This is a genomic window from Microbacterium sp. NPDC097977 (assembly GCF_040302605.1).
GTDB lineage: Bacteria > Actinomycetota > Actinomycetes > Actinomycetales > Microbacteriaceae > Microbacterium.
This window is the reverse complement of record NZ_JBEOUR010000013.1, coordinates 35,211-54,621: the sequence shown is the minus strand read 5'-3', so window position 1 is coordinate 54,621 and position 19,411 is coordinate 35,211. Positions and strand designations below refer to the sequence as shown.

21 protein-coding genes are annotated in these 19,411 nt (G+C 67.2%); 13 read left to right on the top strand and 8 right to left on the bottom strand.

Annotated elements, in window-relative coordinates; translation table 11 throughout:
* The 11 genes from ABTZ43_RS05265 to ABTZ43_RS05215 all read left to right on the top strand — a co-directional run.
* Positions 1-570, top strand: a 570-nt coding sequence (locus tag ABTZ43_RS05265) for an ABC transporter permease (RefSeq protein ID WP_350538072.1), incomplete at its 5' end; no start/stop codon positions are given.
* Positions 567-1,505 carry an ABC transporter ATP-binding protein gene (locus tag ABTZ43_RS05260; protein WP_350538071.1) on the top strand — a complete coding sequence of 313 codons (939 nt, stop codon included), beginning with the start codon at positions 567-569 and terminating at the stop codon, positions 1,503-1,505. The genes ABTZ43_RS05265 and ABTZ43_RS05260, both read left to right, overlap by 4 nt.
* Positions 1,502-2,281: an ATP-binding cassette domain-containing protein gene (locus ABTZ43_RS05255; RefSeq protein ID WP_350538070.1), complete on the top strand. Its 780-nt coding sequence runs from the start codon at positions 1,502-1,504 to the stop codon at positions 2,279-2,281. The genes ABTZ43_RS05260 and ABTZ43_RS05255 overlap by 4 nt, the downstream gene beginning before the upstream one ends.
* The gene (locus ABTZ43_RS05250; RefSeq protein WP_350538069.1) at positions 2,278-3,624 is read left to right on the top strand and encodes a carboxylesterase family protein; all 1,347 of its coding nucleotides are present in this window, start codon (positions 2,278-2,280) and stop codon (positions 3,622-3,624) included. Before ABTZ43_RS05255 ends, ABTZ43_RS05250 begins: the two co-directional genes overlap by 4 nt.
* Positions 3,621-4,955: an acyclic terpene utilization AtuA family protein gene (locus ABTZ43_RS05245; RefSeq protein ID WP_350538068.1), complete on the top strand. Its 1,335-nt coding sequence runs from the start codon at positions 3,621-3,623 to the stop codon at positions 4,953-4,955. Before ABTZ43_RS05250 ends, ABTZ43_RS05245 begins: the two co-directional genes overlap by 4 nt.
* Complete coding sequence (locus ABTZ43_RS05240) at positions 4,952-5,272, top strand: AtuA-related protein (RefSeq protein WP_350538067.1); 321 nt, start codon at positions 4,952-4,954, stop codon at positions 5,270-5,272. The genes ABTZ43_RS05245 and ABTZ43_RS05240 overlap by 4 nt, the downstream gene beginning before the upstream one ends.
* A 193-nt stretch (positions 5,273-5,465) precedes the next feature.
* The gene (locus tag ABTZ43_RS05235) at positions 5,466-6,542 is read left to right on the top strand and encodes an extracellular solute-binding protein (RefSeq protein ID WP_149421781.1); all 1,077 of its coding nucleotides are present in this window, start codon (positions 5,466-5,468) and stop codon (positions 6,540-6,542) included.
* A 43-nt stretch (positions 6,543-6,585) separates the two neighbouring features.
* The gene (locus ABTZ43_RS05230) at positions 6,586-7,602 is read left to right on the top strand and encodes an ABC transporter ATP-binding protein (protein WP_350538066.1); all 1,017 of its coding nucleotides are present in this window, start codon (positions 6,586-6,588) and stop codon (positions 7,600-7,602) included.
* A gap of 181 nt (positions 7,603-7,783) precedes the next feature.
* A complete protein-coding gene (locus tag ABTZ43_RS05225) occupies positions 7,784-9,505 on the top strand; it encodes an ABC transporter permease (RefSeq protein WP_149421783.1) in 1,722 nt (573 codons plus the stop codon).
* Positions 9,502-10,551 (top strand): LacI family DNA-binding transcriptional regulator, encoded by a 1,050-nt coding sequence (locus tag ABTZ43_RS05220; protein WP_350538065.1) that lies wholly within the window; start codon positions 9,502-9,504, stop codon positions 10,549-10,551. The genes ABTZ43_RS05225 and ABTZ43_RS05220 overlap by 4 nt, the downstream gene beginning before the upstream one ends.
* 36 nt (positions 10,552-10,587) lie before the next feature.
* Positions 10,588-11,556 carry a metallophosphoesterase gene (locus ABTZ43_RS05215; RefSeq protein WP_350538064.1) on the top strand — a complete coding sequence of 323 codons (969 nt, stop codon included), beginning with the start codon at positions 10,588-10,590 and terminating at the stop codon, positions 11,554-11,556.
* Positions 11,557-11,697: 141 nt separating this feature from the next.
* On the opposite strand, the gene ABTZ43_RS05210 is transcribed toward ABTZ43_RS05215, so the two are convergent.
* The 5 genes from ABTZ43_RS05210 to ABTZ43_RS05190 all read right to left on the bottom strand — a co-directional run bounded on the left by ABTZ43_RS05210 (position 11,698) and on the right by ABTZ43_RS05190 (position 15,402).
* Positions 11,698-12,525 carry a hypothetical protein gene (locus ABTZ43_RS05210; RefSeq protein WP_350538063.1) on the bottom strand — a complete coding sequence of 276 codons (828 nt, stop codon included), beginning with the start codon at positions 12,523-12,525 and terminating at the stop codon, positions 11,698-11,700.
* Complete coding sequence (locus ABTZ43_RS05205; RefSeq protein WP_350538062.1) at positions 12,522-13,100, bottom strand: hypothetical protein; 579 nt, start codon at positions 13,098-13,100, stop codon at positions 12,522-12,524. Before ABTZ43_RS05205 ends, ABTZ43_RS05210 begins: the two co-directional genes overlap by 4 nt.
* 139 nt (positions 13,101-13,239) lie before the next feature.
* The gene (locus ABTZ43_RS05200; protein WP_350538061.1) at positions 13,240-13,656 is read right to left on the bottom strand and encodes a hypothetical protein; all 417 of its coding nucleotides are present in this window, start codon (positions 13,654-13,656) and stop codon (positions 13,240-13,242) included.
* Between the two features lie 20 nt (positions 13,657-13,676).
* Complete coding sequence (locus ABTZ43_RS05195) at positions 13,677-14,291, bottom strand: HAD family hydrolase (RefSeq protein ID WP_350538060.1); 615 nt, start codon at positions 14,289-14,291, stop codon at positions 13,677-13,679.
* Positions 14,292-14,475: 184 nt separating this feature from the next.
* Entirely contained in the window at positions 14,476-15,402 is a 927-nt protein-coding gene (locus ABTZ43_RS05190) for a DUF2510 domain-containing protein (RefSeq protein WP_350538059.1), read from the bottom strand.
* A gap of 167 nt (positions 15,403-15,569) precedes the next feature.
* On the opposite strand from ABTZ43_RS05190, the gene ABTZ43_RS05185 reads away from it, so the two are divergent.
* The gene (locus ABTZ43_RS05185; protein WP_350538058.1) at positions 15,570-16,649 is read left to right on the top strand and encodes an SRA domain-containing endonuclease; all 1,080 of its coding nucleotides are present in this window, start codon (positions 15,570-15,572) and stop codon (positions 16,647-16,649) included.
* On the opposite strand, the gene ABTZ43_RS05180 is transcribed toward ABTZ43_RS05185, so the two are convergent.
* Positions 16,639-17,022: a (deoxy)nucleoside triphosphate pyrophosphohydrolase gene (locus ABTZ43_RS05180; protein WP_350538057.1), complete on the bottom strand. Its 384-nt coding sequence runs from the start codon at positions 17,020-17,022 to the stop codon at positions 16,639-16,641. The two genes, ABTZ43_RS05185 and ABTZ43_RS05180, sit on opposite strands and share 11 nt — an antisense overlap.
* A 172-nt stretch (positions 17,023-17,194) precedes the next feature.
* Positions 17,195-18,124 (bottom strand): NADP-dependent oxidoreductase, encoded by a 930-nt coding sequence (locus tag ABTZ43_RS05175; protein ID WP_350538056.1) that lies wholly within the window; start codon positions 18,122-18,124, stop codon positions 17,195-17,197.
* Positions 18,125-18,214: 90 nt separating this feature from the next.
* Between ABTZ43_RS05175 and ABTZ43_RS05170 the strand changes: the two genes are divergently transcribed.
* On the top strand, positions 18,215-18,715 hold the full coding sequence (locus ABTZ43_RS05170) for a MarR family winged helix-turn-helix transcriptional regulator (protein ID WP_350538055.1): 501 nt from the start codon (positions 18,215-18,217) through the stop codon (positions 18,713-18,715).
* A 137-nt stretch (positions 18,716-18,852) separates the two neighbouring features.
* On the opposite strand, the gene ABTZ43_RS17255 is transcribed toward ABTZ43_RS05170, so the two are convergent.
* On the bottom strand, positions 18,853-19,344 hold the full coding sequence (locus ABTZ43_RS17255) for a DUF8606 domain-containing protein (RefSeq protein ID WP_502885328.1): 492 nt from the start codon (positions 19,342-19,344) through the stop codon (positions 18,853-18,855).
* Between the last annotated feature and the right edge of the window lie 67 nt (positions 19,345-19,411).

Sequence of the window (19,411 nt, the reverse complement as noted above, 5' to 3'; positions counted from 1 at the left end):
CGCATCGCCACGGCGCTGAGCATCGTGGGCATCTCGATCCCGCAGTTCGTCACCGCCCTGATCCTCATCGTGGTGTTCGCCTCGGGGCTGCACTGGTTCAACGTCGGCGGGTTCGTCCCCCTCTCCCAGGGCTACTTCCCGCACCTGCGCTCGATCGCCCTCCCGGCGCTCGCCCTGGGCATCGCGGAGTCGGCCATCGTGGCCCGCATCACCCGCGGATCGATCCTCGACGTCATCCGGGAGCCGTTCGTCACCACCGCGCGCTCGCTCGGAGTGAAGCCCTCACGCATCGCCTCGGTCCAGATCATCCGGGTGGCGGCGCTGCCGATCATCACCGTCTCCGGCCTGCTGGTGGCGAGCCTGCTCTCCGGCAGCGCCGTGGTCGAGACTATCTTCGGCATCCCCGGCATGGGCCGACTGCTGCTCGACGCCGTGTCCCGCCGCGATTACCAGCTCGTGCAGGGCGTGGTGCTCTTCACCGGCGTCTTCGTCATCCTCGTCAACCTCGTCGTCGATCTCTACTACGCAGTGGTCGATCCGCGCGTGCAACTGGGAAGGAAGAGCTCATGACCGCCCCGCTCCTCGACATCCGCGAGCTGTCCGTCACCGCCTCCACCGCCTCGGGCCCCTACGACGCGGTGCGCGAGGTCAGCCTCGAGATCCCCCGCGCCGGTGCCGTCGCCGTGGTGGGCGAATCCGGCAGCGGCAAGTCGCTCACCGCCCTCGCGGTCGCCGGGCTCCTCGGAGAGAAGCTCACCCCCACCGGGTCGATCCTGTTCGACGGCGAAGAGCTCGTCGGCATGCCGGCCGCGCGTCGCCGGGAGATCGCCGGACGGCGCATCGGCTTCGTGTTCCAGGAGCCCATGTCGTCGCTCCACCCGATCCTCACGGTCGGGCAGCAGATCGACGAGGGCCTGCGCGCCCACTACGACATGACCACGCGGCAGCGCGCCGACCGGGTACGTGAGCTGCTGGCGACCGTGGGCCTGTCGAACACGCGCGACGTCGTGGGCGATCGCATCGGTCAGCTGTCCGGCGGCATGCGGCAGCGAGTGATGATCGCGATGGCGATCTCATGCGAGCCCGAGCTCATCATCGCCGACGAACCCACCACCGCACTGGATGTGACCCTGCAGCGTCAGGTCATCGATCTGCTCGCCTCCCTCCGCGAGCGACTCGGCCTGTCGCTGATGCTCATCACCCATGACCTCGGCGTGGTCGCCGAGACCTGCGAGCAGGCGGTCGTGATGTACGGCGGACAGGTCGTCGAGCGCGGCGACACCCGCACGCTGCTCCACGAACCGGCTCACGACTACACGAAGGCGCTCGTGCTCTCGATCCCGACGCTCGGCGACACCCGCCGGCGCCTGCCCACGGTCGCATCGGTCGCGCCCTGGTTGAGCGACACGCGTCAGATACCGCTCGCCGACCGTCCGCTCACCGAGATGTCGCAGATCGCGCCCGACCACTGGGTGCGATCGACCACCGCGAAGGATGCCGCATGACCGCGCTGCTCGAGGTCGAGAACCTCGCCAAGAGCTTCCAGATCAGCCGGAAGCACCGCGTCGACGCGGTCAAGGGCGTCTCCTTCCGCATCGAGGAAGGACAGACCTACGGCCTGGTCGGAGAATCGGGCAGTGGCAAGTCGACGGTGGCTCGCATGATCGCCCGGCTGACGGAACCGACCTCCGGAGTCGTCCGATTCGCGGGCGACGACGTCACGCGGCTGGATCGTGCACAGCGCCAGCAGTACCGCCAGGACGTGCAGATCGTCTTCCAGGATCCGTTCGGGGCGCTCAACCCGCGGATGACGGTGGAGGAGCTCATCACCGAGCCGCTCGTGGTGCATCGCCGCGGCACCGCATCCGACCGGCGGAGTCGGGCGCGCGATCTGGTCGAGCGGGTGGGACTCCCGGTCTCGTCGCTCGCACGGAAGCCGGTGGACTTCTCGGGCGGGCAGCGCCAGCGCATCATGATCGCCAGGGCGCTCGCACTGCAGCCTCGGCTGATCGTCGCGGACGAGCCGGTCTCGGCGCTCGACGTCTCGGTGCAGGCGCAGGTCCTCAACCTGCTGAAGGATCTGCAGGAGGAGTTCGGGCTGTCGTACCTCTTCATCTCGCACGACCTCTCCGTCGTGGAGTTCATCTCCGACCAGATCGGCGTGATGTATCTCGGAGAGCTGATCGAGGAAGGCGCCAAGCGCGACATCTACGCGAACCCGCAGCAGCAGTACACGCGGTCCCTCATCGAGGCGATCCCGACCATCGAGGGGCGATCATGACCGCCGTGCGCGTCTGGCGAGGCATCCGCTTCGCGGATCTCGCGCACCCGTTCGCCCCCGCTCTCCCCGTGGCCCTGGGCGAGATGCCCCTCGACGGCGGATCCTTCGGCGCCGCGCCGCTGCAGCCCGCCATCCCCGGCGTCGACCTGGGCGCCCCCACCTCGGCGGACTGCCTGTTCCTCAACGTCTGGGCTCCCGCCGACGCGGCCGGGCTGCCCGTGGCCGTGTGGGTGTTCGGCGGCGGCTTCGAGATGGGCGCGGCTTCGGCCCCGTGGTACGACCCCGCCGTCCTCGCCGAAGATGCGGGATGCGTCGTGGTCGCCCTCAACTACCGGGTGGGCGCGTTCGGGTTCGCCCAGCTGTCGCCGCACGGCGGCTCACTGGCGAGCGCTCACAACCTGGGCCTCGACGACGTCCGGGTGGGGGTCGAGTGGGTCCGTTCGCACATCGCCGCCTTCGGGGGAGATCCCGAGCAGCTGAGCGTGCTCGGCTCCAGCGCGGGCGGGTTCCTCACCACCGCTCTGGCGACATCGCCGGCGGCCCCGCGCATCCGGGCGATCGGATGCTTCTCCGGTGGCGCCTCGCGCATCGTCGGTCGCGCGGATGCCGAGGCCTTCGCCGACGCGATCCTCGCCGATCTGGGCCTCGCGGAGGAGCCCGAGGCGCTGGTGACGACCGACCCGCAGCGCATCCTCGCCGCGCAGCGGAACGTCGCGCCGACCCTCCTCGCCGCCCGCAACGGCATCCGCCCCGAAGGCTTCGGCGTCGCCATCGACGACACCTCGACCGACCCTCTCGTCCCGCGTCACCCCATGGAGGCCGTGGACGCCGGCGCACTGCGCGGCATTTTCGTGCTCGCCGCCGCTGCCGTCGATGAGATGGACGGCTTTCCCGACGCGGCCGTCGGCGCCCCCGACGACCTGGCTGCCGCGGTCGCGGGGCTCGTCGGGCACGTTCCCGACGGCCTGGTCGACGAGTACGCGGAGTCGTCCGCCGACACGAACGCGGCATGGCGTCGTGTGCTCGCCGACTACATCTATCGCCTGCCGGCCGCGCGCCTCGTCGAGGCTCAGCGCGCGTCGGGGGGCGGTGCCGCGCTTCTCGAGATCTCCCGCGAACCGGGGGTGCCCGCGGTGCACGGCAGCGACACGACGGGCATCTTCGGCGGGGGCACGGCGGCGCGCGACGAGGTCGTGCATGACGCGGTGATCGAGCTCATCCGCACCGGCCGAGTGAGCGGGGGCTCTGTCGACGATCCGCTGTACGCGGGTGAGCCCCGCCCGCGCGGGGTGCTCCCACCCCACGCGCTGCTGAAGACCTGGAACGGGGTGCCGCGACCATGACATCCTCCTATCGCATCGGCGCCGGCACGGGTTTCGCGGGCGACCGCTTCGAGCCCGCGCGCATTCTCGCCGCGCACGGAGACCTCGACGCCCTCGTCTTCGAGTGCCTCGCGGAGCGGACGATCGGCCTGGCCCACCAGCGCATGTCGGTCGCCGACGGCACCGGGTACGACCGGCTGTTCCTCGAGCGCTTCGAGAGCATCCTCCCCGTGCTGTCGCCTCGCACGGCGGTGCTGACCAACGCCGGAGCCGCCGACCCGCGCGGCCTCGCGCACGCGCTGCTCCCCCTACTGGAACAGCATCCGACTGCCCGGAGCCGGCGCGTGGCCGCCGTGCTGGGCGACGACGTGATGGCGGTGCTTCCCCCCGACAGCCCGATCATCGGCACCGGCCAGACCATCGCCGAGCTGGGCGACCGGGTCGTGTCGGCCAACGCCTACATCGGCGCCGAAGCGGCCATGACGGCTCTGGAGGCCGGGGCCGACGTCGTCGTCACCGGCCGTATGGGCGATGCCGCCCTCTTCGCCGCGCCCGCGGCCGTGCACTTCGGGTGGAGCGCCGACGATCCGCAGAGGATGGCAGCCCCCACCCTGGTCGGGCACCTGCTCGAATGCGCGGGCCAGCTGAGCGGCGGGTACTACGCCGACGGCGACCGTAAGGTCGTGCCGGGTCTCGCGACCCTGGGCTTTCCGTTCGCGGACATCTCGTCGTCGGGCGACGCCGAGTTCGGCAAGGTGGAGGGGACCGGCGGGCTCCTCTCGCGCGCCACGATCCTCGAGCAGCTGCTCTACGAGATCGACGACCCGGCGCTCTACCAGACCCCCGACGTCACGCTCGATCTGCGCTCGGTGCGGATCGACGAGACCGGCGCCGACCGCGTGCGCGTGAGCGAGGGACGCGCCGCGCACCGACCCGACCGGCTCAAGGTGAGCGTGGGCGTGCGCGACGGATATCTCGCCATCGCCGGCATCGCCTACGCCGGCATCGGCGCCCTGGCGCGGGGGCAGCTCGCCCTGAACATCGTTCGCGAGCGCTGGGCCGAGGTGCATCACCGCGATCCCGAGGAGCTGCGGTTCGACCTGCAGGGCCACAACTCGCTGCGCCCCTGGTATCAGCCGTCGGTCGAGCCGAGCGAAGTGCGAGCCCGGATCTCGCTGCGCACGTTCGACGCGGCGGCCGTCACGATCCTGCACCGCGAGGTCGAAGCCCTCTACACGAACGGGCCCGCCGGCGGAGGCGGGGTGGAGACCAGCGTGAAGCAGACGACGGGCATCGTCTCGACCCTGATCGACCGCGACCTCGTGCACCCGACGATGGAGATGATCTCGTGAGCCACCTGTACGACATCGCCCATGCGCGAGCCGGCGACAAGGGCGACACCTCGATCATCGTGGTCGCCCCCTACGACATCGCCGATTTCGATCGGGTGGGCGATGCGCTCGCCTCGGATGCGGTCGCCGCCCACCTGGGGGTTCCGGTCGCCAACGTGACGGTTCGGCCCAGCCCCACGCTCGGGGCCTTCACGGTCGTGATCCGCGAGCGCCTCGACGGCGGAGTGACACGGTCGCGCTCGGTCGACCCTCACGGCAAGAGCCTCTCGGGCCACATCCTGGAGATCCCCACGCAGGCACCTCGGGTCGAGTCCTAGCCGACCGCTCCCGCTCTGCCGTCCGCTCCTCGAACGCAAGGTTCACCGCGGCGCATCCGTCCGTTCACTTTGACGACCTATCTTGAGTGCGGTCGCGCGAACGCGGCCAAGAATCCGATAGATCGTTGTATGTGAACCACAAAGTCGGGGTACAGTCATTCCAGGCATACCTCGATGACGAGAAAGGGCGACCATGGTCGACATCCGAAAGAAGCGCTGGTCTCTGCTGGGAATCGCTGCGGTGGCGGCCGTGACCCTGACCGGATGCGCGGGCGGCAGCACCGACGCCGAGGGCGGCTCGGGCGAGGGCGGATCGGATGCGACGCTCATCGTCTACACGAACTCCAACAGCGACGGCCGCGGCGAGTGGATCACCGAGAAGGCCGCGGATGCCGGCATCGACATCGAGATCGTGGGCCTCGGCGGCGCCGACCTCACCAACCGCATCATCGCCGAGAAGAACAACCCCGTCGGCGACGTCGTGTTCGGCCTGAACAACATGTTCTTCGAGCAGCTCAAGTCCGAAGAGGCGATCACCGCCTACGAGCCGAAGTGGAGCGGTGAGGTCCCCGCCGACGCGGGCGACCCGGCCGACGGTGTCTTCTGGCCCCTCGTCGAGCAGGCCATCGTCACCGTCTACGACGAGAACAAGATCACCGACGCCCCCTCCGACGAAGAGGACCTCTGGACCGACGAGAAGTACGCGGGCCGCTACGAGGTCAACCCGGCACTCGGCCAGGCGACCCCGCAGCTCGTGCTCGCCAGCATCCTCTCGCGTCACCTCGACGAAGACGGCGACCTCGGCGTCAGCGACGAGGGCTGGGATCTCGTGAAGTCGTACTACGAGAACGGCTCGCCCGCGGTCGAGGGCACCGACCTCTACGCCCGCATCACGCGTGACGAGATCGACTACGGCGTGATCCCGTCGAGCGGCATCGCGGCCCGCGACGAGGAGTACGGCACGAAGACCGGCATGATCGTTCCCGACTACGGCGTGCCGTACGTCACCGAGCAGATCGCGCAGATCAACGGCACGGGCAACGAAGCCAAGGCCCAGGAGTTCATCGACTGGTTCGGCAGCGCCGAGGTGCAGGGCGAGTTCGCGACCGAGTTCAACTCGATGCCCGTCAACGAGGGTGCGGTCGACAAGGCCAACCCCGAGGTCGTCGAGCTCATGGGCACCCTCGACCGTCAGGACATCGACTTCGGCTTCGTGAGCGAGAACCTCGGCGCGTGGGTCGAGAAGGTCACGCTCGAGTACATCGGCTGAGCGACAGCCACCCGAGAATCACGAACACGACCGGAAAAGACACATGATCCGTTTCGAAGATGTCGAGGTCTCATTCGGCGATCACCGTGCGGTCTCGCACCTCGATCTGGAGATCCGGGAGGGTGAGTTCTTCACCCTCCTGGGTCCCTCCGGATGCGGCAAGACCACGGCCCTTCGGTCCCTCGCCGGGTTCGTCGAGCCGACCGCCGGACGCATCCTGATCGGCGGGCGCGACGTCACGCGCGTGCCCAGCGAGAAGCGCGGCGTGGGCATGGTGTTCCAGAACTACGCGCTGTTCCCCAGCATGAACGTGCGCGAGAACATCGCGTTCGGTCTCTCGATCCAGAAGACGACGAAGGCCGAGCAGCGCCGCCGCGTCGACGAGATCGCCGACCGCACCGGCCTCGCGCTCTCGCAGCTCGAGAAGAACGTGTCAGAGCTCTCGGGCGGACAGCAGCAGCGCGTGGCGATCGCCCGCGCGCTGGCGCTGACCCCCAGCATCCTGCTGCTCGACGAGCCGCTGTCGAACCTCGACGCCAAGCTGCGCGTGCAGCTGCGCGAGCAGCTGAAGGACCTGCAGCACGAGGTCGGCGTGACGACCGTCTACGTCACGCACGACCAGGAGGAGGCGCTCACCCTCAGCGACCGCATCGCCGTCCTGGATGCCGGAACTCTGCAGCAGGTGGGCACGCCCGAGGAGATCTACGACCGCAGCGCGACGCCGTTCGTCTGCCGCTTCATCGGCGAGAACAACCGCCTCAGCCCGGCGCAGATCACGAGCCTCGGCGGCGGACTCGACGCCACGGCCGAGAGCTACGTGCGGCCCGAGAAGCTGCACCTCGCCGAGGCGACCGATGCGTCCGCGGCATCCGCGTCGCTCGATGGGACCATCGTCGACCGCACGTACCACGGCAGCCACAGCGTCTACACGGTCACCGCCGAAGATGCTCCGCTGCGCGTCAGCGTGCCCGCCGCGGCGAGCGCCCGCCAGTGGAACCCGGGCGACGCCGTGCGCGTCGACATCGACCCGCGCTGGATCCTGCAGTACCCGGCGGCGTGACATGTCGGATGCGCAGAAGCCCCAGAACCCCTCGAGCTCTCACAACCACACAGACCCCGCGGTCCCGCCCTCCGCAGCCGTGACCGGAGATGCCGGCTCCCTGACGACCCACGCGGTCGTCGAGGGTCAGACGGCGGGACCGCGGCCCCGCAAGCGCGGACGACCGGGCAGCGTGAAAGCGATGCTCCGTTCCCCGCTCGCGTGGATCACCGGCATCATCGTGATCTGGTTCGCCGCGGCATTCCTGGTACTGCCGAACGCCGCCCTGCTCGGGGTCACGTTCTTCCCCGACGGGCAGTTCAGCATCCGCGCCGTCGAGAAGCTGTTCGGCAGCGAGCGAGCGCTGAAGACGCTCGGCAACAGCTTCCTGCTCGCGATCACCCTGTCGATCACGGTCAACGTGGTCGGTGTGTTCATCGTGCTGGTGACGAAGTACTTCCAGGTGCGCGGCGCGAAGATCCTCTGGCTCGGCTACGCGACGACGCTCATCTACGGCGGCATCGTGCTGGCCGCCGGCTACAACTTCATCTACGGCCGCTTCGGGTTCTTCACGAACATGATGGTCAACGTGTGGCCCGACCTGGACCGCGACTGGTTCTCGGGGTACTTCGCCGTGGTCTTCGTGATGACGTTCGCGACCACGACGAACCACATGCTGTTCCTCTCGTCCTCCCTCGGCAAGGTCGACTACGCGTCGATCGAGGCCGCCAAGCTCATGGGCGCCTCGACCTGGACGATCCTGCGCCGCATCGTGCTGCCGGTGATGAAGCCGATGCTGTTCGCGGTCACGGTGCTCACGTTCCTCATCGGGCTCGGGGCGCTGACCGCGCCGCTCGTGCTCGGCGGGCCCGACTTCCAGACCGTCGCGCCGCTGATCATCGACCTCTCGCGCAGCCCCATCACGCGCGACATCGCAGCTCTCCTGGCGATCGTGCTCGGCATCGCGACCATCATCCTGCTGGCGATCATGAACCGCTTCGAGAAGTCCGGCGTGTACTTCTCGGTCGCGAAGGTGGCGACGCCGATCCAGAAGCAGCGGATCCGCAACCCGTTCGCGAACGTCGTCGTGCACGTCGTCGCGTACCTGCTGTGGGTGATCTACCTGATCCCCGTGGTGCTGATCGTGATCTTCTCGTTCGTCGATGCGCGCAGCATCCTCGCCGGGTCCATCACGCTCGACAGCTTCACGCTCGACAACTACATCACCGTGTTCTCGAGCGCCGAGGCGATCCGTCCGTTCATCGTCAGCGTGGTCTACAGCGCGCTCGCCTCGCTCATCGTGGTCGGCGGTCTGCTGTTCGTCGCGCGGATGCTGCAGAAGCACCGCAACCTGCTGACCACCGCCATCGAGTACGTGCTGCACATCCCGTGGATCCTGCCGATCGTGCTGATCGCGCTCGCCCTCGTGACCGCCTTCGACGAGCCGCGGGCGATCGTGGGCGGCATCGTGCTCACCGGCACGCCGATCCTGCTGCTCGTCGCGTACATCTGCGTGAAGATCCCGTTCACCCTGCGCCTGCTCAAGGCCGGGTTCGCGTCGGTACCGGATTCGCTCGAAGATGCCTCGCGCATCCTCGGGGCGAAGTCGCTGACGACGTTCCGCCGAGTGCTGATCCCGCTGGTGCTGCCGACCGCGGCGGCGATCACGGCGCTGAACTTCAACAGCCTGCTCGACGACTACGACGCGGCGATCTTCCTCTACCACCCGCTGTTCAAGCCGCTCGGTGTGGCTATTCAAGAGAGCACGCGGGGAGAGAACAACCTCGACGCGATGCCGATCACGTTCGTGTACACAGTGCTGCTGATGATCATCATGGGTGTCACCATGTATCTCGTGTATGGACGAGGTTCGCGCGCCGGAGCGCCCCGCAAGGTTCGCGCGACGAAGAAGGCGCGCGCGTGAGTTCGTCGTCTCTGTCTTCGTCTTCGGATGCCGGTGCGCCCGGGCTGCGGGTGACCGTGAGCGATGTGGCCGCGGCCGCCGGGGTCTCCCGGGCCACCGCGACCAGGGCACTGAAGGGTGAGGGCAGGTTCGCTCCCGAGACCCAGGAACGCATCCTCGCCGAGGCCGAGCGCCTCGGATACGTGCGCAACACGATGGCCGCCGAGCTCGCCGCCGGCCGCACCGGCACCGTCGGTCTGATGCTGCGCGATGCGAGCAACCCCGCGTATGGACTGCTGTTCTCGCGGCTGCAGGATGAGGCGCATCGGCGCGGACTCGATCTCGTGACCGTGACGATCGGCGCCGACGAGCAGGGCGCCGAACAGGTCAACGCGCTGCACCGGCTGCTCGGCATGCGCGTGGCGGGGCTCATCGTCGCGACCGGTGGCATCACGGCCGCGCAGCTCGAGCCGTTCGCCGACCAGGTGCCGATCGTGCGCGCGGGTCGCGTCGAGACGGCGTCGGGGATCCACACCGCGCACTATGACGATCCGGAGCATGGGCGTCTCTTGGCCTCGCATGTCTTGTCGCTCGGGCACCGGAACGTGGTCGTGCTCTCTGGCGCTTCTGATGTGTCGTTTGCCGAGCATCTGCGGGCGTCGGCGATGCGCGAGACCCTGGTCGCCGGCGGGGCGTCGGTGACGCTGCTGTCTGCGGGCGCTGCGCCGACCGAGGGGGTCGAGGAGGCGCTGGCCGCCGTGCGCGATGGCGCCACGGCCGTGATGTGCGCGTCGGACTATCGACAGCTCGCGGTGATGCGCGCGTCGCGTGCTGCGGGGCTGTCGGTGCCCGGCGATGTGAGCGTCACGGGGTGCGACGGCATCCTTCCCGGCGCCGACCTGCTGGGGCTGACGACGCTGCGGATCCCTGTCGAGGCCGTTGCCGCGGCCGCCGTGGAGACGATGCAGCGGCTGCTGAGTCTCGACGCTGATTCCGATTCCGATTCCACCGTCAGGCAGGCGTTCGTCGGAACGCTGGTTCCCGGCACGACGGCCGCGGCCGTCTGACTTTCTATACCTGTACGCCGTCTCACTGGAAGAGAAATGATCCTCACCGAACACTCTCGCCCATCGCACACCTTCGTGCACATCTCCGATACGCACCTTCCCGGTGAACGCTCGCCGCTGTACGGCAGCGGGGCGGATGCCGACGCGAACCTCGCTTCTGTGCTGTCGCGTTTGGTGTCTTCTGGGCTTCGCCCCGATGCTCTGCTGTTCACCGGAGATCTGGCCGATCGAGGGGATGCCTCGTCGTATCGGCGGTTGAGGGAGTTGGTCGAGCCTGCTGTTGCTGCTCTGGGGTGCGAGGTCGTGTGGGCCATGGGTAACCACGACGAGCGCCCGGCGATGCGGGCGGAATTGGGTCTCGCGGATGAAACGCCGGTTTCCGGTACCGTAGGTCGCTCTTCGGATACTGATGCCTCAGGTGATGGTTCGGCTCCGGATGCCGCGGGTGCCGGTTCGGACCCTGTGGTCGAGGTGCGCTGGTTCGGTGGGCTGCGCGTGATCGTGCTGGATTCGACGGTTCCCGGGGAGCACTGGGGCCGGGTCGATGAGCAGCAGCTCTCGTGGTTGAGTGCCGAGCTTTCTGAGCCGGCGCCGGAAGGTTCGCTGTTGATGATCCATCACCCGCCGCTGCCGACGGTGCTCGACCTTGCGGTGACGGTGGAGCTGCGCGAGCAGGCCGCGCTGGCGGCGGTGCTGGAGGGCTCGGATGTGCGCGGAATCCTGTCGGGGCACGTGCATCACCCGTCATTCGGCACGTTCGCGGGGATTCCCGTGGCCGCCGCGTCATCGAGTGCGTACGGGCAGGATCTTGCTCAGCCGGTCGGTGCCACGCGCGGCCAGGATGCTGCGCAGGGCTACAACCTCGTGCACGTCTACAACGGCACGATCGTCCACTCTGTCGTCGGCCTCGAGGTCGGTGCGGATGTCGGCGAGCCGGTCGCCGCCGACGAGGCCGTCCGCCGCATCGCCCACCGCGGCATCTCCTGGCGGACCCCCGCCCGTTGAGCGAGCGAAGCGAGACGAAACGCGCCCCCACCCCCGCCCGTTGAGCGCCGCACCCACCCCCGCCCGTTGAGCGAGCGAAGCGAGACGAAACGCGCCCCGTCCCCAGCAGAGCACCGCCCACCTAACCCCGCGCCAACGCTCTCACCCCTCAAACACCGCCCGCACCTCGACCATCGACCGTCCGTACACGAGCTCGGCGACGCGCGCCGCCAGGTCGGAGGTGACCTGCACGACGGTCGCCCCCTGAGACGTCCATCTCCCGCCGCGCTGCGTGAGGTCCAACCCCGGAAGCACTTCCGCATCCGGCAGCTCGATGCGGCCGGCAGCGACGCGAGCGGCAGTCCCCAGCATCCCGACGAGCCATGCTTCGCCGAGCGCGTGCGGACGGATCGACGCGCGCGGACCGCCCGGGCCGACGAAGACCTGGAGCATGGTGTCTGCGCGGCGCACCGTCCAGGTGTCGCCGCGGTGCGTGAAGGTGCAGGCGATGTCGGCGTGCAGGGTGACCCGGGCGCCGTAGCTCTCGATGGCCGCGATGCTCTCGGCGCTCAGCAGCTTCGCCGCGACTTCCCGCTCGCGGCGCCGGAGTTCGGTGGCGTACTTCTCTCGCGCGATCGGTGCGTACTCCGCTTCGAGGTCGTAGCGGTGCGCGGGGGCGCCCTGGGCGAGCCGGTCGAACAGCCATGTGGGATCGATCTGCACGAAGTACCGGAAGTAGATGTCGGCGGGCCCGTGGTCGAGCGCGCGGTCAGTCACGAGCATCCGCACGCCGTGATCGACAGACCACACGGCGGCCACCTCACCATCGACCACGACCACCCACGACCAGCCTTCCGCTCTGATCTCGGGCGAGCTCTTCTCGATGGCCGCGCTGAGCATCGTGCCATGGGGAACGGACAACGTCCCTGCGTGCGAGACGACGTCGTCGCCCATGGCGACGCTGTCGCGGTCGACTCGGAGTTCGATCATGCACCGCTCCCGTCCGCGCCCGCCGGCCACGTCCAGTCGATCTCGACCTCCTGGACCTGCTTCGCCATACGGCGCCGTCGTGACGCGGCGCGCTTCGTGTTCGCGCTGGTCTGGTCGGGCCATCGCCAGTCGGCGGGGAACATATGCAGGGAGAGCGTCGTCGCGCCCGCGGCCTGCGGATCGGCGGCACGCACGAGTGTGAAGGCGTAGTCGCTGACCCGCCACACAGCGCGCGGAAGGGAGATCAGCGGGTCGCGGCTCAGCCTCGCGCCATACCCGTCGTCGGGGTCGAGAGGTGATTCGGCGTGGAATCCTCCGCCGCCGAAGTAGTGCACGAAGTCCATCTCGAGTGATCGGTGGAGCGCGGTCATCTTCTCCTGCGCGTCGGCGGAGCCGTCGGAGCGCGCGAGCGGAAAGATGGTCAGCAGGCCGTTCTCCACTGCCCACGGACTGATCTCGCGCCACTCGACGTCGATACGGATCCGTCCGTCTTCTCCGCGCCGTTCTCCACGCCGGAAGCGGCCCACCTCCTCGACGATCGCGAGGCCGTCCCCGAGTTGCACAAAGCTCTCCATGTCTCCAGCATGCCGTGGCCGGCGACGGATCGCCCGTTGGGCGATCCACTCCCCTCGCCCGTTGATCGATTCACTCCCCGTCCGTTGAGCGAGGAGCGCTAACCCCGCCCGTTGAGCGAGCGAAGCGAGACGAAACGCCTCAGCGGCTGACGGTGATGTCGACGACGTACGCGGCACACGAGCCGGAGTCCTCGTCGCACGCGTCGTATGGGCTCCCGCCGACCACGACGGAGGCTGCTCCGTCAGGAAAAGACTCGGGCACGGTGATCTCGGTCGAGAAGCTCCCGTCTCGCTCGACCGGAACGTCGACGTCGTCAGACTGCTCGCCCGATGACGAGACCACGGCGATCGAGTACGAATCTCCATTCTCGTAACCGAGATCGCACTCGGCCGCCGCGCTCCGGACCGTCAGAGACTCGCCTGGAGCGACATCTGCGGACGAGACATCCAAAGGTGCAGGCAGACACCGGTCGGGGTCGGGCGCACAGGCGGTCAATGTGGTCGCGGACAGCATGGCGATCGACGCCGCCAGGCCGAGCAGGAGCGCCCTCGACACCGGACGATTCCTTCGAGCCTTCACCCGGAGACCTCCTCGTCAACAAGAACGTTCGCCGCCTGCAACACCGAGCGAAGGCCAAACACACCCTCGAAGAGGTGAGTCGGCATCCCGAGCCGCTCAGCCCCGGCGAGCTTACTTGCCGAGTCATCGGTGAAGAACACCTCGTGCGGGGCGAGCCGCATCGCATCGAGGACGTGCTGGAACGCCCGAGCATCGGGTTTCGTCCAGCCGATCTCTGCAGAGTTGAAGACGGTTTCGAAGTGGGCATCGAGGTTCATCGCGGCGGCTTCGTCCTGGATCGTGTCCGTGCCGTTCGTGAGGATGGCGGTGCGGATGCCGTTCGCTCGCAGTTCGTCGGCGAGGTCGAGAACCTCTTCGTCAGCCTGGAACGGCTGGCTGCTCCACTCCTCGGCGGCCCGCGCGTTGCCGAGATCCATACCGATCCGCTCGACCCATTTGCGGCGCGAGATCCTGCCCGTCGTCACCTCTTCGAGATGGTGTGGAGCGAAGGCGATGGCCTCGATCGAACCTGGTTCGAGTTCGTGCGTCCGCTCGATGCTCGCGACGTTCTCGCGGTCGAAGTGACGGACGACGCCGTCGAGGTCGAAGAGAACGGCGCGGATGGGAGGCATCGGATCACGATAGCTGTCCGCGGAATCACTCACGACATCCCGTAGTTGGAGCAAAGCCGCGCCGTACCTGTCGACCGCCGAACACCAGTCTTTACAGAGCCTTTCTCGTTCTCACTGTTAGGAGTGACGCAAAAGGCCCCGGCCCGGTTGAGCACAGGGCCGGAGCCTTTCACCTAGAGACGACCTACGGCTGGATGAATGCCTCATCGGCAAGGATGCCGGGCTGCACCCGCACGAGGAACGTCTCCCCGTCTGCCACGAGGAACGCCTGCGAACCGGAGGCCGACGCACCGGTGTACAACTCATCGAGGCCCATGCCGTTACCGAGCACGACCAAGGCGTCGTAACTGTTGACGACGTTCCCGGTTGAGGTGACGAGGTCGAGCATCACCTCGGCCGCGTAGCTGGAGTCAGATCCCTTGTACGTAACGGTGTAGTCCACGATCACGTAGTGCGAGCCTGCCGGAGCCGGCTCGTTGAACTGGTTCGCCTCGGACACCACTGCGTTTCCATCAGGGTTCACCGAGGTGACAACAACACTCCACTCGCTGTTACTGATCTCAGTACCCACTGGGGCCGGGTTATCGCGGGACCCCTGAGCGGCCTGGGCAGGTGCCTCTTCGGCGGGTTGCTCGGCAGCCTCTTCCTCGGTTTGTTCTGACTCGACGGGCTGGCTGACGGTGGTGTCACCACCGCCGAATGCGTCATTCGCCGCGTTCGCGATGACGCCGAGGAACACGACGACACCCACGATCGTTCCGATTATCGAAACGATGAGTCCGACGATGCCGAGCCACTTCTTGTCTCCCTTGAGGAACAAAGAGACGATGCTCAGCACGAAAGCGATAGGCAACAGAATCCAGCCGACGATCAGCGCACCGGGGATGCAGGCAAAGATGAAGCCGATGGCCGCGACGATTGCGGACACGAGGGCGAGCACGTTGAGCTTCTTTTTCGTCCGAGGCTCAGTGGAGGCGGGGTCGAGGGTGGCGACGGGAGTTCGATTCTCAGCCTCACCGGCGAAGTTCCCCCATTGCTGACCGTCCCACCAGCGCTGACGGCCGGAGCCGTCGTCGTACCATCCGGCGGGAGTTTCAGTCGGTGTTGTCATTCGCTCATCCTGGCAGAACGCTGTGAACGATTTGGGTCGCGTTGCTAGTTCGTTACACGTTGAGGATTTGACCGCTTGAGCCTGACGCCAGAGAAGGCGTCTACTCTGCCCGATGCAGGGCAGAGCAAGGGAGCGCGCGATTCTGGCATATCGATATGCTGCGACCTGTGAGCACCACTCCGGCCCAGCTGTCACTCGAACTGAACCTCAACCAGAAGCGCATCCGTACTGAGCTGCGGAAGCTATACGGCACGCTTCCCCAAGGTGTAACCCGCTGGGAACTCGACGATGTTCAAGCCGACGCCGTTCGGGCTCGACTCGTCCGCCGGCCTGAAGACCTTAGTCCGAGGATCTGGACTTTGGAGATCGGCGACACAGTCCAACGCCATCAACTTCACGCGGCATACGGCGGGCAGCAGCAAAGCGGGATCATCACGCCTAAGTCTGTCCGGGACATCCTTGTTGTGACCCATCCGGGGAGGGGCGACCGACACGGGTATGGAGAGTACGAGGGGCTGCAGGCGGATGGCTCCTTCCTGTACACGGGCGAAGGGCAGTACGGGAATCAACGCTTCGTTCGCGGCAACCGCGCCCTGAGGGACGCTGCGCAGAACGACCGGCCTATCCGTGTGTTCACCAAGCGGGGCACGGAAGTCACTTACGTCGGGGAGTTCACCACAGGGGAACCCGCCTACAGCGTCGAGAAAATCCGCGATTCCGATTGGACGCTCCGCGACGGGATCATCTTCAAGCTCGTTCCCGTTGACGCTGACACCGAAGCACTGGGACCGGCTTCTCCGATTGCGACAGAGGAGCACCAGGCGACCGAGTGGACGGCTCCGGAAACGTCGGCCTACGTTGTCGGCGCGCCCTCCGTCATCGCTGACAGAGAAGTCCCCCGAATCGAGTTCGAGCTGCAACGGGACTTCGGGAATTGGATAAAGGGCCGCGGCGAGACACCACAGCGGCTTCGCCTCCGCGCTTCGGGCGCAACGATCGAACCCGATATGTACGTCGAGGAGTCGGGATGGATCATCGAGGCGAAGAAGTCACCCGCGCGCGAATACGTGCGCACCGCGATCGGGCAGGTGCTGGACTACGCACTCCTTGCCCGCGAATCCGGCCGAAGCGCAGTGCCAGTTGTCTTGCTTCCGAGCCGTCCTGTCGCGCATCTGGAGCGGTTGCTGTCCGAGTTGGGAATCACCCTGATTGTCCGAGACGGTACGGGTTTCGAGATCATCGAGTAGGAGTAGAGCCCGCGAGCTCTGCTACCGCGGGCAGATCCGGCGCCGCCCAATCAAGACCTGACAGTTCACCTGGGCTCAGCCAGCGAAGTTCGTCATGATCAGAGCTGCTCGTGGGCATGTCACCACGTAGCTGCGCGCGAAGACAGACGAGTCGGATGATGTTGTTACCAACTGTCGTATCGTCAGTGCGTAGTGGGCCGACCACGTCGATGCCGGTGCCGAGCTCTTCTTGAATCTCCCGCACCAGGGCCGCTTCGTTGGTCTCGCCCGGTTCGATCTTCCCGCCGGGAAACTCCCACTTCCCACCGGCTGCTTTCTCGGGCCGACGACGACACGCAAGAAACATGCCCTCGTGCTCGATGACAGCAGCCACAACATCGATAACGCGACCCTGACTCACAGATGCCTCCGGGAGCACGCTAACAGGAGCACGACCTGTACGGTTTTCGCTTCTCGCGAAGAGTGCAGGCCCGCTTTGAACGAGCGCAGCGGCCTGAAGCACGTTGCGCTCGCTCAACGACACGATGGCTCAGCGTGATCCGGAATCACGGAACCACAATCACCTTGCCCACAACCCGACCTTCAGCAGCCTCCGCATGCAGCGCCGGAAGCTCGGTCAGCGGAATGCACCGCGTGACCTCGAGCGCAAGCACGCCCTCATCGACCAAAGACACCAGCTCGGCCAGCTTCTCGGCGTCACTCCGCACGAACACGATCACAGACCGCACATCGCGGTCAGCATCATCGGGTGCCGGCATCCAGGCGGTGGTGCTCACGACGACTCCCCCGTCGCGCACGAGTCCGACCAGGGCGGTGAACTCGTCCGGCTCGATGGGAGCCAGGTTGAGCAGGAGGTCGACCTGATCGGTGACGGCGTCGAGGACGTCGGCCTTGGTGTGGTCGATGATCTCGTCGGCACCCGCTGCGCGCACTGCCTCGGCACTCCGCGGGCTGGCCGTCGCGATGACGTACGCACCCGCACGCTTCGCCAGGGCGATCGCGTATTTGCCGACGACCCCGCCGGCGCCGACGATGAGCACTCGCTCCCCCGCCTTGAGGCCGCCGTCGTCGAACAAGGCCTGCCGAGCGGTGAGCGCGACCGACGGGAGCGCTGCGGCATCCGCGAGCGGCACGCTGGTCGGCGCGGCGACGAGCGCATCCGCGGGGGCGATGACGTACTCCGCCGCTCCTCCATCGGTCGCCATCGGCAAGAAGGCGATCACCGCGTCGCCGACCGCGAAGCCGTCGACGTCGTCGCCCACGGCGTCGATCGTTCCTGAGACGTCGTAGCCGGGAACGTGCGGGAACACGACCTGGATCGGCAGGAATCCGGCGCGCATGCCGTTGTCGGCGGCGTTGAACGCGGATGCTGCGACGCGCAGCCGCACCTGGCCGACGCTCGGGATGGGCTGGTCGATCTCCTCGTACTGCAGAACCTCGGGGCCGCCCACTTCGTGGAACCGTACTGCCTTCATGATCTTTCCTTTCGCCAGATGCTTCGAATTCGAAGCAATGAGATGAACGTAGCACTGCTTCGAATTCGAAGCAACACCTATACTGGATTCATGAGCACACCACCCCCTCGCCTCTCCCCGACGGAGCTCGCGGCCTACTTCGCCTTCACCGAGGTGAGCAGCCTGCTGCGGCATGCGGTGGAGAAGCAGCTGCGCGACGTCGGCAAGCTCAGCTACGTCCAGTTCCACCTGCTCGCTCGGCTCGGCGACGCTCCAGACGGTTCGCAGCGGATGACGGACCTTGCAGATGGGGTCGTGTACAGCCGGAGTGGGCTGACGTATCAGGCGCAGTCCTTGGAGGAGCGGGGGCTCGTCACGCGTGGACCGTCGCCGGAGGATGAGCGCAGCACGATCGTCACGATCACGGACGAGGGGCGGGATGTGTTGGCGAAGGTGTTCCCCGGGCACATCGAGGCAGTGAAGACGCATCTGTTCGAGTCGCTCAGCGCGGAGGATGTGGAGATGCTGGCGCGGGTGATGGGGCAGGTCAGCGGGCACCTGCGGTCGGCACCGCCGCGGAGCGCTGCGCCGCGGCGGCGGTTGATCAAGTAGCTATCGTCGATCGCGTGAGTCGTGGGCGCAGGGCGGTGGCAGACACACTCTCGGGGATCTTCGGCGGCATGGGCGGATGCGCGGTCATCGGCCAGACGATGATCGGCGTCGAGGCACCCGGGGTGCGCACCCGCATCTCAGCGCTCTGCCCTGTGTTCGGGGATACACGTGAAGACTCGAGCTCCGGTCGGCAGGTTCTTCAACGTACGCGAGAACCACTCCCCGCCACCGCCCGAGACGAAGCCGTACTTTGCGGCGTCGGACCAGCGGCGGCCCTCTGGAGAATCCCCGAACGAGACATACCAGTCCGTGCCGTTCCACGGCTCTCTCGTCTTGGTCTGACGTATCCCCGAGGCGGACCCTCCGGTAGCTCCGCTCTCATGCTCGACGAGCCATGTCCGAGCAAGGTAGACGGCTCCGTTGTCGGTGAAGTGGCGGAAGAAGACGACGTTGATGGGCACGCCGTAGTCTTCGTTGAGGAAGCGAACGATGCGTTCCGTGGCCGCATCGACACTCGCGGCCACGATCGTGAAGACCTGCGCCGCGTTCACTTCCTCCGGCAAGGTCTCGTTGAACGCTTCGGCGAAAGCCTCTTCCAGCACAGCACCCGGCTTATAGTTCTCGAACATCGAAGCAACGTCACTGCGGCTCAGCGTGGAAATCCAGGAGCCGTAGTCGAGCGCCTGCGCTGTCACG

Coding starts and splice junctions, on each gene's coding strand:
- ABTZ43_RS05235 (WP_149421781.1), top strand. CDS start 5,466: ATGGTCGACATCCGAAAGAAGCGCTGGTCTCTGCTGGGAATCGCTGCG.
- ABTZ43_RS05225 (WP_149421783.1), top strand. CDS start 7,784: ATGCTCCGTTCCCCGCTCGCGTGGATCACCGGCATCATCGTGATCTGG.
- ABTZ43_RS05215 (WP_350538064.1), top strand. CDS start 10,588: ATGATCCTCACCGAACACTCTCGCCCATCGCACACCTTCGTGCACATC.
- ABTZ43_RS17255 (WP_502885328.1), bottom strand. CDS start 19,344: ATGTTCGAGAACTATAAGCCGGGTGCTGTGCTGGAAGAGGCTTTCGCC.
- ABTZ43_RS05190 (WP_350538059.1), bottom strand. CDS start 15,402: ATGACAACACCGACTGAAACTCCCGCCGGATGGTACGACGACGGCTCC.
- ABTZ43_RS05170 (WP_350538055.1), top strand. CDS start 18,215: ATGAGCACACCACCCCCTCGCCTCTCCCCGACGGAGCTCGCGGCCTAC.
- ABTZ43_RS05195 (WP_350538060.1), bottom strand. CDS start 14,291: ATGCCTCCCATCCGCGCCGTTCTCTTCGACCTCGACGGCGTCGTCCGT.
- ABTZ43_RS05175 (WP_350538056.1), bottom strand. CDS start 18,124: ATGAAGGCAGTACGGTTCCACGAAGTGGGCGGCCCCGAGGTTCTGCAG.
- ABTZ43_RS05255 (WP_350538070.1), top strand. CDS start 1,502: ATGACCGCGCTGCTCGAGGTCGAGAACCTCGCCAAGAGCTTCCAGATC.
- ABTZ43_RS05250 (WP_350538069.1), top strand. CDS start 2,278: ATGACCGCCGTGCGCGTCTGGCGAGGCATCCGCTTCGCGGATCTCGCG.
- ABTZ43_RS05245 (WP_350538068.1), top strand. CDS start 3,621: ATGACATCCTCCTATCGCATCGGCGCCGGCACGGGTTTCGCGGGCGAC.
- ABTZ43_RS05230 (WP_350538066.1), top strand. CDS start 6,586: ATGATCCGTTTCGAAGATGTCGAGGTCTCATTCGGCGATCACCGTGCG.
- ABTZ43_RS05210 (WP_350538063.1), bottom strand. CDS start 12,525: ATGATCGAACTCCGAGTCGACCGCGACAGCGTCGCCATGGGCGACGAC.
- ABTZ43_RS05260 (WP_350538071.1), top strand. CDS start 567: ATGACCGCCCCGCTCCTCGACATCCGCGAGCTGTCCGTCACCGCCTCC.
- ABTZ43_RS05205 (WP_350538062.1), bottom strand. CDS start 13,100: ATGGAGAGCTTTGTGCAACTCGGGGACGGCCTCGCGATCGTCGAGGAG.